The following is a 15,018-nucleotide window of genomic DNA, read 5'->3' on the forward strand; positions in this document are numbered from 1 at the left end:
CTCATGGAACAGTCATTCAACTATTTGCGCTTACCCCTGGCGATTCTGGCCGTGGCGGTGATGAGCGCATGCGGCAAGGCCCCGGACCAGGCGGCCGCCATGCCGGCGCCCAAGGTCAGCGTGGCCAAGGTGCTGGAACAACCGGTCAACGAGTGGGATGAATTCACCGGTCGCCTGGAGGCCCCGGAGACCGTGCAGATCCGCCCACGGGTTTCCGGCCAGATTGACCAAGTCGCTTTTACCGAAGGCGCTTTGGTCAAGAAAGGCGACCTGCTGTTCCAGATCGACCCACGTCCTTTCCAGGCCGAAGTGCGCCGCCTTGAAGCCCAGCTTGCCCAAACCAAGGCCGCCGCCAGCCGCAGCGATAACGAAGCGCAACGTGGCGAACGCCTGCGCCAGAGCAATGCGATTTCCGCCGAACTGGCCGACTCGCGCACCACCGCCGCCCAGGAAGCCCGCGCCGCCGTCGCCGGGATCCAGGCGCAGTTGGACCTAGCCAAGCTGAACCTGAGCTTCACCCGCGTGGCCTCGCCGATCAGCGGCCGTGTCAGCCGTGCCGAAATCACCGCCGGCAACCTGGTGACCGCCGATGTCACCGCCCTGACCAGCGTGGTCTCCACCGACAAGGTCTATGCCTACTTCGACGCCGATGAGCGCGTGTTCCTCAAGTACACCGAACTGGCCCGCCAAGGCCGTCGCGGTGCAACCACGCCGGTGTACCTGGGCCTGTCCAACGAAAGTGGCAACCCGCACTTGGGCCAGATGAACTTCATCGACAACCAGGTCAACCCGGCCACCGGCACCATCCGTGGCCGCGCCGTGTTCGATAACAGCAAGGGCGAATACACCCCAGGCCTGTACGCACGCCTGAAGCTGGTCGGCAGCGGCACCTACTCCGCCGTGCTGATCAACGATGAAGCCGTGGGCACCGACCTGGGCAAGAAGTTCGTGCTGGTGATGGACGGCGACAAGCCGGCCTATCGCTCGGTGGAACTGGGGCCGAAGATCGAAGGTTTGCGCATCGTGCGCAGCGGCCTGACCAAGGATGACACCGTGATCGTCAAGGGCCTGCAGCGTGCGCGTCCAGGCTCGCCGGTCGCTCCGGAAACCATCCCGATGGCCAGCCAGGAAACCCTCGCCGCCTTGGCCCAACAACGACAAGCGCTTGAAGCGAGCAACCTGGAACAGGTGGCGCCGCAAAAAGCCGCGCCCAAACTGGCCAGCAGCGCGACTCCACGCGGTTAAGGGATACGACTCAAGATGAATTTTTCCAAGTTCTTCATTTCGCGGCCGATCTTCGCAGCGGTGCTGTCGCTGTTGATCCTGATCGCCGGCGCGATTTCGCTGTTCCAGTTGCCGATCAGCGAATACCCGGAAGTGGTGCCGCCGACCGTCGTGGTCCGCGCCAACTTCCCGGGCGCCAACCCCAAGGTCATCGGTGAAACCGTGGCCGCACCGCTTGAGCAGGCGATCACCGGCGTCGAGAACATGCTCTACATGTCCTCGCAGTCGACCGCCGACGGCAAGCTGACCCTGACCATCACCTTCGCCCTGGGCACCGACCTGGACAATGCGCAGGTACAGGTACAGAACCGTGTCACCCGCACGCAGCCAAAACTGCCCGAGGAAGTGACGCGCATCGGTATCACCGTGGACAAGGCCTCCCCTGACCTGACCATGGTGGTGCACTTGACCTCGCCGGATCAGCGCTACGACATGCTGTACCTGTCCAACTACGCGATCCTTAACATCAAGGATGAGTTGGCGCGGCTCGGCGGCGTGGGCGATGTGCAGTTGTTCGGCATGGGCGATTACTCCCTGCGCGTGTGGCTGGACCCGAACAAGACCGCTTCGCGCAACCTGACCGCGACCGATGTGGTCACGGCGATCCGTGAGCAGAACCGCCAGGTGGCGGCCGGTGCCCTGGGTGCGCAACCCGCACCGAGCGACACCAGCTTCCAGTTGTCGGTCAATACCCAGGGGCGCCTGGTCACCGAGGAAGAGTTCGAGAATATTGTGATTCGCGCCGGCGCCAACGGTGAAATCACCCGCCTCAAGGACATCGCCCGCGTCGAGCTGGGCTCCAGCCAGTACGCGCTGCGCTCGCTGATCGATAACCAGCCGGCCGTTGCGATTCCGATTTTTCAACGTCCCGGCTCCAACGCCATCGACATCTCCAACGATGTGCGCAGCAAGATGGCCGAGCTGAAAAAGGGCTTTCCGGCGGGCATGGATTACCGCATCGCCTATGACCCGACGATCTTTGTACGCGGCTCCATCGAAGCGGTAGTGCACACCCTGTTCGAAGCGCTGATTCTCGTGGTGCTGGTGGTGATCCTGTTCCTGCAGACCTGGCGCGCCTCGATCATCCCGTTGGTGGCGGTGCCGGTGTCGTTGATCGGTACGTTCGCGGTGATGCACCTGTTCGGGTTCTCGCTCAACGCCCTGTCATTGTTCGGCTTGGTACTGGCCATCGGCATCGTGGTGGACGACGCCATCGTGGTGGTGGAGAACGTCGAACGCAATATCGAGCTGGGCCTGGAGCCGTTCCCCGCGACTGAAAAAGCCATGAGTGAAGTGACCGGGCCGATCATCGCCACGGCGCTGGTGCTGTGCGCGGTGTTCATTCCAGCCGCCTTTATCAGTGGCTTGACCGGGCAGTTCTACAAACAGTTCGCCTTGACCATTGCGATCTCGACGGTGATCTCGGCCTTCAACTCGCTGACCCTGTCCCCTGCCCTGGCTGCCGTGTTGCTGCGCGCTCACGACGCACCGAAGGATCGCTTCTCGCGGTTTCTCGACAAAATCTTCGGCGGCTGGTTGTTCCGCCCCTTCAACCGCTTTTTCGAAAAAGCCAGCCATGGCTACGTGGGTACCGTGCGCCGAGTGATTCGCGGCAGCGGCATTGCCCTGTTCGTGTACGCCGGCTTGATGGTGCTGACCTTCTTCGGGTTTGCCCACACCCCGACCGGTTTCGTCCCGGCCCAGGACAAGCAATACCTGGTGGCCTTCGCGCAATTGCCCGATGCCGCGAGCCTGGACCGCACCGAAAACGTGATGAAGCGCATGTCCGACATCGCGCTGAAACAGCCCGGCGTGGAAAGCGCGATTGCCTTCCCTGGCCTGTCGATCAACGGTTTCACCAACAGCCCCAACAGCGGCATCGTGTTCGTGACCTTGAAGCCTTTCGATGAGCGCAAAGACGCGAGCATGTCCGCCGGTGCGATTGCCGGTGCGCTGAACGGCCAGTACAGCAACATCGAAGAAGCCTACATGGCGATTTTCCCACCGCCGCCGGTACAGGGCCTGGGCACCATTGGTGGCTTCCGCCTGCAGATCGAAGACCGTGGCAACCTCGGCTATGACGAGTTATACAAAGAAGTGCAGAACGTCATCACCAAGAGCCGCGGCGTGCCGGAGCTGTTTGGGCTGTTCACCAGCTACACGGTCAACGTGCCCCAGGTCGATGCCGCCATCGACCGTGAAAAGGCCAAGACCCATGGCGTGGCGATCAGCGACATCTTCGACACCCTGCAGGTCTACCTGGGCTCGCTGTATGCCAACGACTTCAACCGCTTCGGGCGCACCTACCAGGTCAACGTGCAGGCCGAGCAGCAGTTCCGCCAGGACTCCGACCAGATCGGCCAACTGAAGGTGCGCAACAACAAAGGCGAGATGATCCCGTTGGCGACCTTCATCAAGGTCAGCGACACCTCGGGTCCCGACCGCGTGATGCACTACAACGGCTTTATCACCGCTGAGATCAACGGCAACGCCGCACCGGGCTACAGCTCCGGCCAGGCCCAAGTCGCGATCGAAAAACTGTTGAAGGATGAACTGCCCAACGGCATGACCTACGAGTGGACCGACCTGACCTATCAGCAAATCCTCTCGGGCAACACCGCGCTGTTCGTGTTCCCGCTCTGTGTGCTGCTGGCGTTCCTGGTACTGGCCGCCCAATACGAAAGCTGGAGCCTGCCGTTGGCGGTGATCCTGATCGTACCGATGACGCTGCTGTCGGCGATTACCGGGGTGATCATCTCGGGCGGCGACAACAACATCTTCACCCAGATCGGCCTGATCGTACTGGTGGGCCTGGCGTGCAAGAACGCGATTCTGATCGTCGAGTTCGCCAAGGACAAACAGGAGGAAGGCCTCGATCCGCTGGCGGCGGTACTGGAAGCTTGCCGTCTGCGTCTGCGGCCAATCCTGATGACCTCGTTCGCCTTCATCATGGGGGTGGTGCCACTGGTGTTGTCCAGCGGTGCCGGTGCCGAGATGCGCCATGCCATGGGCGTGGCGGTGTTCTCCGGGATGATCGGTGTGACCTTCTTCGGCCTGTTGCTGACACCCGTGTTCTACGTATTGATCCGTCGCTATGTGGAGCGCCAGGAAGCGCGCAAAGCAGCCAAGGCCTTGAAGCTGGAGACACAGCAATGAGTGTGAAAGTGTTTATGCCGAGCTTGCTGGTCCTGGCGCTGAGCGCCTGTGCCGTGGGCCCGGACTACAAAAGCCAGACCCCGGAGGCGGCGAATATCACCGCCGCCGCGGATGCCAAGCAATACGATCACGCCAGGTTCGAAGGCATCTGGTGGCAGCAGTTCGAGGACCCTACCCTCAACCAGTTGGTGACTCAGTCGCTGCAGGGCAACCGTGATCTGCGTGTAGCCTTTGCCCGTCTGCGGGCGGCGCGTGCGATCCGCGATGACGCCAGCAACGACGCCATGCCGACCATCACCAGCCGCGTCAGCAGTGACCAGGGCAAGGGCCAGATCCCCGGCCAGACCACCCGCCGCGTCAAGACCGAGCGTTACGACCTCGGCCTGGACATGGCGTGGGAACTGGACCTGTTCGGCCGCATCCAGCGCAACCTGGAAGCGAGCGACGCCGACCAGCAGGCCGCCGAAGCGGATTTGTACCAGTTGCAAGTGACCATGATCGCGGAGCTGGTGGACGCCTACGGTCAACTGCGCGGCGCGCAACTGCGTGAACGCATTGCCTTGGACAACCTGAAGAACCAGCAGGACTCACGCACCATTACCGAAAGCCTGCGCGATGCCGGCGTGGGCGACCAACTCGACGTGGAGCGCGCCAACGCACGCCTCGCCGCGGTGGAAGCCAGCGTGCCGCAACTGCAAGCCGAACAAGTGCGCGAGCGCAACCGCATCGCCACCCTCCTCGGCCAGCGTCCCGACAAGCTCAGCGTAGACCTGAGCCCCAAGGACCTGCCGGCCATCGCCAAGGCCTTGCCGATCGGTGATCCGGGACAACTGCTGCAACGTCGCCCGGACATCCTCAGCGCCGAACGCAAACTGGCGGCTGCCACTGCGCGCATCGGCGTAGCCAAGGCTGACTTGTTCCCTCGGGTCAGCCTCAGCGGCTTCCTCGGCTTTACCGCCGGGCGTGGCTCGCAGATCGGCTCGTCCGCCGCCAACGCCTGGGCCCTTGGCCCGAGCATCACCTGGGCAGCCTTCGACCTGGGCAGCGTGCGCGCGCGTTTGCGCGGCGCGGACGCCGAGGCGGATGGCGCCCTGGCAACCTACGAGCAGCAAGTGCTGCTGGCGCTGGAAGAATCGGAAAATGCCTTCAGTGATTACGGCAAACGCCAGCAGCGTCTGGTCTCGTTGATTCGTCAGAGTGAGTCCAGCCGCGCCGCCGCCGACCTGGCCGCGATCCGCTACCGCGAAGGCACCGTGGACTTCCTGGTGCTGCTGGACGCCCAGCGCGAACGCCTGGCCGCCGAGGATTCCCAGGCCCAGGCCGAAGTGGATCTGTATCGCGGGATTGTCGCGATCTACAAAGCGTTGGGAGGCGGCTGGCAGCCGGACACGGTTGTGGCAACCGCCAAGTGAAGTAAAGAGCTCCTTTGGTTGGTCGCATCCAGCCAATTTTTAGCCCCGTGAGCCATTCGGTCACGGGGCTTTTTTTTTGGCTTGGTGCTTTACAGGGATGATGGTTCGGAAGTTGCCTGCAAGTTATTCAGGCATATCTGTCAGAGGGATCTGAAACTGCTTTGGGACGCTAATGTTGGGATGCGGGGCGTCGATAACCGGGGTGTAGTTCTTACTCTAGGCAGGAGACGGATATGCAAGTGACAACCACCCCGACCGCGTTATCGAAGCAAACCGATGCTCGCGTGATCAGAAATCCAGCGATGGTGACGAATGCTTTTACGCTGACGGAAGAGTCCAAGGCGGCGGAAACACTGAAGCTTAAGCAGCAGGAAAAAATAGCTGACCTTAAAGCGTTTCTGAAGGATTACGATATGACGTCCATTAGCACTTATGAGCTTAAAAAAGTAGGCCGCAGACTGTATGAGGCCGACCTGATCGATGTAAATACTTTCGGGATGTTTATATCAGGAGATGGTGCATCCGACGAAAATGGTCACCAAACAAAACAGGACGTCAAATTTAACGCCATCGCTCTTTTCAGTGAAACATACGAAGACCAATTAGCGTATTTCAGCACCGACCGCTACTCGACTCAAGAAAGCGTCACTTACATTTTAGGGGGAATGAAAAGTGCGAATCAGGCAATCAATGCGCTGGCCTATTTTGCCAACTCTGCAAAAAACACCCTAGCGGTAGACGAGTTTGTTTGAGCCGGGAATACGGTGTGCCAGAGCATTTCCTGGCACACCGCCCCCCGGTTATCGACTGTATCTAACGTTTCCCGAATAGGCTTTTGAAATAGCGTCAGGGTTTTTTAGCCTAACTCGATACGTACCGAACGACCCCACATAAGAAACACTACTTCCTATGCTGGACGCTACTGGGCTCCATCCTCCTCCTGATTCTCGCTCGATTGAAATCAGAGGCGCACGCCCGGAGCCGCCAGCAGAAACCATGGCGTTAATATTTGCTCCAGAACACCCACCGGCAGAAGTTATAGTGAATGGGCCATGCGCTGTTGATTGCATGTCACCCTCTATGATGCCGCTATAACTCTCCGAGATATTCAAGCACAAAGCCGATACCTGAAACGACAACCCCAGCAATAAAGCAAATGGCAATGCAATAAGACGTCTCATAAATTCACCTTCATAAATAAATGATCAAATCCTCAGCATGCGACGCATGCAACAAAGCAATCACAAGCTTCATTTCCCATAGGCGTTCCTCAAAGACGGATGATGATTGATCATACTGATTATTCACTGCTGCACCTTAACTAGAACCCAGTGAACATCGGCGAGAACCACGCCATTACTATGCATGACCTTTCACACACGAGTAGCCGCTCGCTTCCTAAAAAGTTGCGGGAAAGCTCTTCAGACTTTTATGAAGGACGACGGTGTCTATATCTCTGATCTTCAAACTTAGGACTAAACGCGCGCAACCTCATTCAAAATCAAACTCCGATAATGCCCCGGATTCGACCCACTCCACTTGCGAAATGCCTTATAAAACGAACTCGTATCGGCAAACCCCAGCCGCTCGGCAATTTCGGCAAAGCTGATCTGCGCTTCCGCCAGCCAGACAATCGCCAGCTCCTTGCGCACGCTGTCCTTGAGGCCCTGATAGGTCTGGCCCTCTTCCGCCAGGCGGCGGCGCAGGGTCGAGGCGGAGATGCACAGGCTGGTGGCGAGGCCTTCGGTTTCCGGCCAGGTGTCGGGGGGCATGTGGCGCAGGTCGTGTTTGATACGGTTGGCCAGGCTGTCGGGGTCGCGGTATTTGACCAGGATGTTGGCCGGCGCGTGGGCAAGGAAGCGTTTGAGTTCTTCGGCGCTGCGCTTGATCGGCAAGTCCAGGCAGTCGGCGGAAAAAATCATGCGGGTACGCGGGCGGTCGAAGCGCAGGTTGTCGGAGAACATCACTTGGTAATCGTCGCAAAAGTCCGGTCTCGGGCAGCGCAGTTCGATGGCCAGGATCGGAATGCGCCGCCCGGCCAGCCAACAGGCCACACCGTGGACAATCATCCAGTAGGTAAAGTAGGTGAAGGCGCGACGGGGATCGGACTCGGGCTCAAGCAATACGATCTCGGCCAGGCTTTGTTGGCGCACCAGTTGCGCGGGCAGTTGCTCAAGCATCAGCGACAGGAACCCCAGGCCGGTTTCCAGGCTGGTGGCGAGGGTCGGTTGCGCAATGGCCGCGCGGCAGAGGAACGCCAGGCTGCCGGACTTGAGCTTGCGCGGGTCCATGCCGAAGAATTCGTCATCCGTGCGTCGTGCCAGCAGGCGCCACAGGCGTGCGTAGGTCGTGGCCGGCACGCGCGCGGTGGGCTCTGTCAACCGTCGGGGATCGATACCGGCCTTGTACAGCACTTCGGCACTGGCTGCACCGGGCGCGCAGCTTTGCAACAAGGCTTCGCGCACAAGGTGGATGGAGATGGTGTCTTTGTCCGGCATTGGCGCGGTCCGTGCCCTGTGTAGCGGGAAATGCCGCCATCTTAGGCAGTCATGCGGCAAAAGAGTAGGCGTTGCGCGATTGCCCGCCGTTCAGCCTGCGTTCAGCTAAAGTCAATATTTCTCGTTTAGCAATGAGTATCATTATGTTACAACTTAGCACCCTACCTAGTTCTGCTGCGGTGCCGAATGCTCGTTCCTTTTCTCATCATGCTGCGCGAAGGCATTGAAGCCGCATTGATCGTCGGCATTATCGCCAGCTACCTGCAGCAGACCGGCCGCGGCCAGTGGATGCCGGCCGTGTGGGTCGGCGTATTTCTCGCGGCCGCGCTGGCCTTGCTGGTGGGTGGCGGGCTTGAGTTGGTCAGCGCCGAATTTCCGCAAAAACAGCAGGAGCTGTTCGAGGGCATCGTCGGCCTGGTCGCCGTGGGCATTCTCAGTTCGATGGTGTTCTGGATGCGCAAGGTGGCGCGGTCGATCAAGCATTCGCTGCACCAATCCCTGGATCAGGCGCTGGCGGGTTCCCGGCACCAGGTCACCGCGCTGATCCTGATGGTGTTCTTCGCCGTGGCCCGCGAGGGCCTGGAAACCGTGTTCTTCCTGCTGGCGGTGTTCCAGCAGAGCGAAGGCCCGGGCGCACCGATGGGCGCCCTGCTCGGCCTGATCCTGGCGGTCATCGTCGGCTGGCTGATTTACACCGGCAGCATGCGGTTGAACCTGGGCGCGTTTTTCCGCTGGACCGGCCTGTTCATCCTTGTGGTGGCCGCCGGCATCCTGGCCAATTCGGTGCAGGCGCTGCACGAAGCCGGGGTATGGAACCACTGGCAAACCGTGCTCTTCGACTTCAGCGCCGCGCTGCCCATGGACAGCCCGCTGGGCTCGGTGCTGGCCGGCATGTTCGGCTATCAGGAAGCCCCCACCCTCAGCACGCTCGGCGCCTACCTGATTTACCTGGTGGTGGCCCTGGTGATGTTCTTCCTGCCCGCCGCGCCGCCCAAGCCTGGCGCCACGCCCTCTTCCGTTTCCACTCAGTAAGGACCGCACCTTGTCCAACCCAACTCCTCAACCGGCGCCACCGCCCCGCGCCCTGCGCTGGGCCGTGGCGGGCTCGGTGGTCGTGATGATCGCCGCCGGCGGCCTGTTCTATTACGCCTCGCAACTGGCGGCCGGTAAACGCCAGGCCAACCGCGATGAAATCGCCGTGACCATTCATGGCCACGCCTGCGAGCCGAATGAGCTGAGCGTGCCAGCCGGCCGCGCCAGCTTCCGTATCATCAACCGCTCCGATCGCGCGGTGGAATGGGAAATCCTCGACGGCGTGCTGGTGGTCGAAGAACGCGAAAACATTGCCCCGGGCCTGAGCCAGGTGATCAACGCCAACCTGCTGCCGGGCGACTATGCGATCACCTGCGGCCTGTTGAGCAACCCGCGCGGCACCTTGCACGTGACGCCGACTGCCGCATCCGACGCCCAGGCCAAGGCCAAGCCGTCGATGGTGGCGTTTATCGGCCCGTTGTCTGAGTTCCGCGTGTACTTGAGCAGCCAGGGCAGTGCCTTGATCAAGGCCGCGACCGCCCTGCAGCACGCCATCGACGCGGGTGATCTGGCCCAGGCACAAACGCTCTACATACCGGCACGTGAGGCTTACCAGCGACTCGCCCCCGCCTCGCAACGCCTGGCACAGCTGGACAATGCGATCAACGCGCGCGCCGACTACTTCGAGAAGCGCGAACAGGACCCGGCCTTCAGTGGTTTCCACCGCCTGGAATACAGCCTGTTCCAACAACGCAGCCTCGACGGCCTGGCCCCGATTGCGCAGCAGTTGGTAACCGACGTCACTGCCCTCAAAGGGCAACTGTTGGCCCAACCCCTGCCTCCCGAGCAACTGGTGAGCATCGTGGTGCGCAACCTCAACAGCCTGGCCGAGGTACGCGCCATCAGCGGTGAAGAGGAACGCTACAGCCACGTCGACCTGAATGGTTTCGCCGGCAACCTGCAAGCCGCCCACAAGGTGGTCGACCTGATGCGCCCGCTGCTGACCAAGTCCGCCGCCGACCTGTTAACGAACATCGACAGCGCACTCGCGGCCTTCGACGCCGAACTGGAGGGTTTGAAAGTCGACGGCCAGTACAGCCGCTACGACAGCGTGACCGCCGATCAGCGCAAGCAGATCGCCGACAAGGCCAAGGCTCTGGCCGTTGCATTCGATGGAATCGACCCCGCCCTTGGCCTTTCCGGCCTGCAGTGAAGACGACCGCACCCATGAGCGATTCAAAACAGTTTGATCTCCAGCGCCGCCGCGTCCTGCTGGGCATGGCCGCCACCGGTGCCGCGATTGCCGGCGGCAGCCTGGCCTGCCCGGCCATGGCGGCCGCAGCCGAGCAAGTGACTACCGCACCGCGCAGCGACAAAACCCAGGACCACCACGATTTTTTCGGCCGCCACCAAAGCGGCATCGTGACCCCGCGGCCGGCCTGCGGCATGGTCGTGGCATTCGATGTGCTGGCCAGCGACCGTGCAGACCTGGAGCGCCTGTTCCGCACCTTGAACGAACGCATTGCGTTCCTGATGACCGGCGGCACCGTGCCGCAAGTGGACCCGAAACTGCCGCCCACCGACTCCGGGATTCTGGGCCCGGTGGTCACGCCGGACAACCTGACCATCACCGTGTCGGTCGGTGAGTCGCTGTTCGATGAGCGCTTCGGCCTTGCCGCCGCCAAGCCCAAGCGCCTGATCCGCATGGTCGGCTTTCCCAACGATGCGCTGGAGCCGGCGCAGTGCCACGGCGACCTGAGCCTGCAGTTCAGTTCCAACACCCCCGACACCAATATCCACGCCCTGCGCGACATCGTGAAAAACCTGCCGGACCTGCTCCTGGTGCGCTGGAAGCAGGAAGGCAGCGTGCCGCCCCAGGCGCCGGCCAAGCCTGGAGAGCCTGCGCAGAGCGCGCGTAACTTCCTGGGCTTTCGCGACGGTTCGGCCAACCCGAACTCCAACGACGACAAGGCGATGAACCAGATTGTGTGGGTGCAGCCTGGCAGCGACGAGCCGGCCTGGGCCGCCAACGGCAGCTACCAGGCCGTGCGCATCATCCGCAACTTCGTCGAACGCTGGGACCGTACCCCGCTGCAAGAGCAAGAGAGCATCATCGGCCGCATCAAGCCCAGCGGCGCGCCCATGGACGGCGACAAAGAAAGCCAGGTGCCCGACTACAGCAAGGACCCGCAAGGCAAGTTGACCAAGCTCGATGCCCATATCCGCCTGGCCAACCCACGCACACCGCAGACCCAGGCCAACCTGATCCTGCGTCGGCCGTTCAACTACTCCAATGGCGTCAACAAAAACGGTCAGCTGGACATGGGGCTGTTGTTCATCTGCTACCAGGCCGATCTGGAGAAAGGTTTTATCAGCGTGCAAACCCGGCTGAACGGCGAGCCCCTGGAGGAATACCTCAAGCCGGTTGGCGGTGGGTACTTCTTCAGTTTGCCGGGGGTCACGGGCCCGGATGATTTCATCGGGCGAACACTGCTGGCCCCAACGCACCTTCACACCCCTGCCAATACCTAAAACAACCCTCAGAGCGGATACCGTCCCATGAAGAAGTCGACTATTGCGTTGTCGTTGTTAATCACCCTGTCCCCGTTGGCGGCCTTCGCCGCGACCGCGCCGCTGGACCTGGTAGGCCCGGTGTCGGACTACAAGATCTACGTCACCGAAGAAATTGGTGAGCTGGTCACCCAGACCCAGGCCTTCACCGATGCCATCAACCGAGGCGACCTGGCCACCGCCAAAAAGCTCTACGCGCCGACCCGCGTACACTATGAATCCATCGAGCCGATCGCCGAGCTGTTCAGCGACCTCGACGCGTCCATCGATTCGCGCGTGGATGACCACGAGAAAGGCGTGACCGCCGAAGACTTCACCGGCTTCCACCGCATCGAATACGCACTGTTCTCGCAGAACAGCACCCAGGGCCTGGAAACGCTGACCGCCAAGCTCAACACCGACGTCAACGACCTCAAGACCCGCGTCGACGGCCTGACCTTCCCGCCGGAAAAAGTCGTCGGCGGCGCCGCGGCCCTGCTTGAGGAAGTCGCCGCCACCAAGATCTCCGGCGAAGAAGACCGCTACAGCCACACCGACCTGTATGACTTCCAGGGCAACATCGACGGCGCGAAGAAAATCGTCGACCTGTTCCGTGGCCAGATCGAGAAGCAAGACAAAGCCTTCCTGGCCAAGGTCGACAAGAACTTCGCCAGCGTGGACAAGGTCCTGGCCAAGTACAAGACCAAGGACGGCGGCTTCGAGACCTACGACAAGGTCAAGGAAAACGACCGCAAGGCCCTGGTAGGCCCGGTCAACACCCTGGCTGAAGATTTGTCGATGTTGCGTGGCAAGTTGGGCTTGAACTAAACGCTTTGAGGACGCAGTAAGAACTTGTAGTGAGCGGGCTTGCCCCGCGCTGGGGGGCGAAGCCGCCCCAAACCAGGCGACTCGGTTTATCTGTAACTCGGCGGTGACTGTATTAGGGCGGCTTCGCCCCCCAGCGCGGGGCAAGCCCGCTCACTACAAGGATTTGTCAGGCGTTGAAAGGGGTAGTTACAGGATGCGGTACAGCAACCGTTCGATCCGCACCCGGCTGACCCTGCGCAGGAACTTGCCGACCGCCTCCGGGTAATCCGGCAACGTTTGCAAGTCCAGGTACCGCTCGATGCGCGTGGTGTGCTGGAAAATCTGCGCCAGCTCGGTGCGCCGCGGTTCGAGCCACTGGCCTTGGGGGTCGTCGATCAGCAAGGCGTTTTCCAGATCGAGGCGGAACGCCCGTGGGTTGAGGTTGTTGCCGGTGAGCAAGGTGTAACGCTGGTCGACCCACATGCCCTTGAGATGGTAAGTGTTGTCGCCGTCGTGCCACAGGTGCAGGTTCAACTGGCCGCTGTCGATCATCGGCTGATGGCGCTTGGCGAAGCGGCGCAGGCTGATTTCGTACAGGTAGGGCAGTGCCGCAATCACCTTGAATGGCTCGCTCGGCGGGATATAGAAGTCATTGGCGGTCTTGTCGCCAACGATGATGTCTATCTTCACCCCGCGCGCCAGGGCCCGGTTGATTTCACGGGTCACCGGCAGCGGCAGGTTGAAATACGGTGTGCAGATGGTCAGTTGATCCCGGGCGCTGGCGATCAGTTCGAGGATCACCCGGCTCAACGGATTGTTCTTGCCTACCCCGAGCAACGGGCTGACCGACAGATGCCCATTGGGCAATTGCCCGGCCGTGGTGTCGTAGGCCGCGTGCTTGAGACGGCTACGCAGGTCGCCGATGTCGTTGCGCAGGCTGCGGGTGGTCGGCGGATTCGGCAGGTCCAGGCGATGCACGGCCTTGGACGCAACCAGGCCGTGCTCCACCAGGTGCTGCATGGAGTCGGCGAGCGGTTTGTTGTGGATCAGGTGGTAACGGTCGAAGCGGTATTTGTCGAACTTGTGCAGGTACACGTTGTTCAGGCTGGCGCCGCTGTAAAGCACCGTGTCGTCGATCACAAAGCCCTTGAGGTGCAGTACGCCAAACAGCTCGCGGGTTTGCACGGGCACGCCGTACACCGGCACTTCGGTGCTGTGTTGCTCGGTCATGGCCTGATACCAGGCGCTGTTGCCCGGCTGCTTGCCCGCCCCGATCAAGCCGCGCTGGGCCCGCAGCCAATCGACCACCACCACGATGTCCAACTGCGGCCGCGCAGCCTTGGCGGCGTGCAGCGCATCGTAGATCTCCTGCCCCGCCTCGTCCTGCTGCAGGTACAGCGCGACGATATAGATGCGTTGGGTGGCCTGGGCGATTTTTTCCAGCAGGCAGCGCCGATACGCGTCGGCGCCAGACAGCACCTCGAGCGCCTCGGGCGTGAGGGGGAAACCGCGCAGTTTGGGCAACAGAGAGCGTTTGAAGAACGACGGCATAAGGCTCGCAATGGGTCGAATCCGAGGAAGTCCCGAGCTTACACCATGGGGGTGCCCAGGTCTCGCTGCGCGGTCGGCAAAAGAGGGGTTGACCAAGAAGAACGATCGTTCTACTGTGCGCAACATGAACGAGCAGACCGGCAATGAAACCCGCGACATTATCCTCGACGTCACCGAAAAATTGATCTATCGCCATGGCATCGCCGCCACCGGCATGGATTTGCTGGTGAAAACCGCCGGCGTCTCGAGAAAAAGTATTTACCGTTATTTCGCCAACAAAGATGAATTGGTGATCGCCGCGCTGCAACGCCGCGATCAGCGTTGGCTGCAGTGGCTGCGCGATGAGGTGGAACGCAGCGAAGGCACGGGTGAGCGCCTGTTGGCGCTGTTCAGCGCCCTCAAGGCCTGGTTCGGCACCGCCGATTTCCGTGGCTGCGCCTTTATCAATACCAGCGGCGAGACCGGCGACCCGCAGAACCCGGTACGCCTGCTGGCCAAGGCCCATAAACAGAAACTGTTCGAGTACGCACTTGAACTCTGTCAAGCACATGGCAGCCCCGACCCCGAACGGCAGGCCGCGCAGTTGCTGATCCTGATCGATGGCGCCATTACCGTCGCCCTGGTGATGGGCGACCCGACCGCCGCCGATAACGCGCAATGCATGGCCCGAACCTTATTGGCACTTTGAAAGCACGGCCCAACACAACGCTCGATAAAATTTTTAATCT

General features: G+C 61.3%; 11 protein-coding genes. 9 read left to right on the top strand and 2 right to left on the bottom strand.

From position 1 onward, the window contains the following. The first annotated feature begins 3 nt into the window (after window positions 1-3). The 4 genes from mexE (at window position 4) to BLL36_RS15640 (ending at window position 6,604) form a co-directional block, all read left to right on the top strand. Window positions 4-1,245, top strand: a complete 1,242-nt coding sequence (gene mexE, locus BLL36_RS15625) for a multidrug efflux RND transporter periplasmic adaptor subunit MexE (RefSeq protein WP_076952293.1) — start codon at window positions 4-6, stop codon at window positions 1,243-1,245. Between the two features lie 15 nt (window positions 1,246-1,260). Continuing rightward, the gene (locus BLL36_RS15630) at window positions 1,261-4,440 is read left to right on the top strand and encodes an efflux RND transporter permease subunit (RefSeq protein WP_076952294.1); all 3,180 of its coding nucleotides are present in this window, start codon (window positions 1,261-1,263) and stop codon (window positions 4,438-4,440) included. Further along, complete coding sequence (locus tag BLL36_RS15635; protein ID WP_076952295.1) at window positions 4,437-5,852, top strand: efflux transporter outer membrane subunit; 1,416 nt, start codon at window positions 4,437-4,439, stop codon at window positions 5,850-5,852. Before BLL36_RS15630 ends, BLL36_RS15635 begins: the two co-directional genes overlap by 4 nt. Before the next feature lie 233 nt (window positions 5,853-6,085). Continuing rightward, entirely contained in the window at window positions 6,086-6,604 is a 519-nt protein-coding gene (locus BLL36_RS15640; protein WP_076952296.1) for a hypothetical protein, read from the top strand. Window positions 6,605-7,327: 723 nt separating this feature from the next. On the opposite strand, the gene BLL36_RS15645 is transcribed toward BLL36_RS15640, so the two are convergent. Continuing rightward, window positions 7,328-8,350: an AraC family transcriptional regulator gene (locus BLL36_RS15645; protein WP_076952297.1), complete on the bottom strand. Its 1,023-nt coding sequence runs from the start codon at window positions 8,348-8,350 to the stop codon at window positions 7,328-7,330. Window positions 8,351-8,536: 186 nt separating this feature from the next. Here BLL36_RS15645 and efeU point away from each other — a divergent pair, with 186 nt between their 5' ends. The 4 genes from efeU to efeO (BLL36_RS15665) are packed head-to-tail and all read left to right on the top strand — an operon-like array spanning window position 8,537 to window position 12,760. Then, window positions 8,537-9,382 (top strand): iron uptake transporter permease EfeU, encoded by an 846-nt coding sequence (gene efeU / locus BLL36_RS15650; protein WP_076952298.1) that lies wholly within the window; start codon window positions 8,537-8,539, stop codon window positions 9,380-9,382. 10 nt (window positions 9,383-9,392) lie between these two features. Next, window positions 9,393-10,595 carry an iron uptake system protein EfeO gene (gene efeO, locus BLL36_RS15655; RefSeq protein WP_076952299.1) on the top strand — a complete coding sequence of 401 codons (1,203 nt, stop codon included), beginning with the start codon at window positions 9,393-9,395 and terminating at the stop codon, window positions 10,593-10,595. 14 nt (window positions 10,596-10,609) lie between these two features. Continuing rightward, window positions 10,610-11,914: an iron uptake transporter deferrochelatase/peroxidase subunit gene (efeB, locus tag BLL36_RS15660; protein WP_076952300.1), complete on the top strand. Its 1,305-nt coding sequence runs from the start codon at window positions 10,610-10,612 to the stop codon at window positions 11,912-11,914. 27 nt (window positions 11,915-11,941) lie between these two features. Beyond that, window positions 11,942-12,760, top strand: coding sequence for an iron uptake system protein EfeO (gene efeO, locus BLL36_RS15665; protein ID WP_076952301.1), 819 nt, complete (start codon window positions 11,942-11,944; stop codon window positions 12,758-12,760). Between the two features lie 186 nt (window positions 12,761-12,946). Here the strand turns inward: efeO (BLL36_RS15665) and pssA are convergent, their stop codons facing one another. Beyond that, a complete protein-coding gene (gene pssA, locus BLL36_RS15670; protein WP_076952302.1) occupies window positions 12,947-14,290 on the bottom strand; it encodes a CDP-diacylglycerol--serine O-phosphatidyltransferase in 1,344 nt (447 codons plus the stop codon). A 124-nt stretch (window positions 14,291-14,414) separates the two neighbouring features. Between pssA and BLL36_RS15675 the strand changes: the two genes are divergently transcribed. Beyond that, entirely contained in the window at window positions 14,415-14,978 is a 564-nt protein-coding gene (locus tag BLL36_RS15675) for a TetR/AcrR family transcriptional regulator (protein ID WP_076952579.1), read from the top strand. Window positions 14,979-15,018: the final 40 nt, after the last annotated feature.

It is taken from the genome of Pseudomonas cedrina subsp. cedrina (genome assembly GCF_001983175.1).
GTDB lineage: Bacteria > Pseudomonadota > Gammaproteobacteria > Pseudomonadales > Pseudomonadaceae > Aquipseudomonas > Aquipseudomonas cedrina.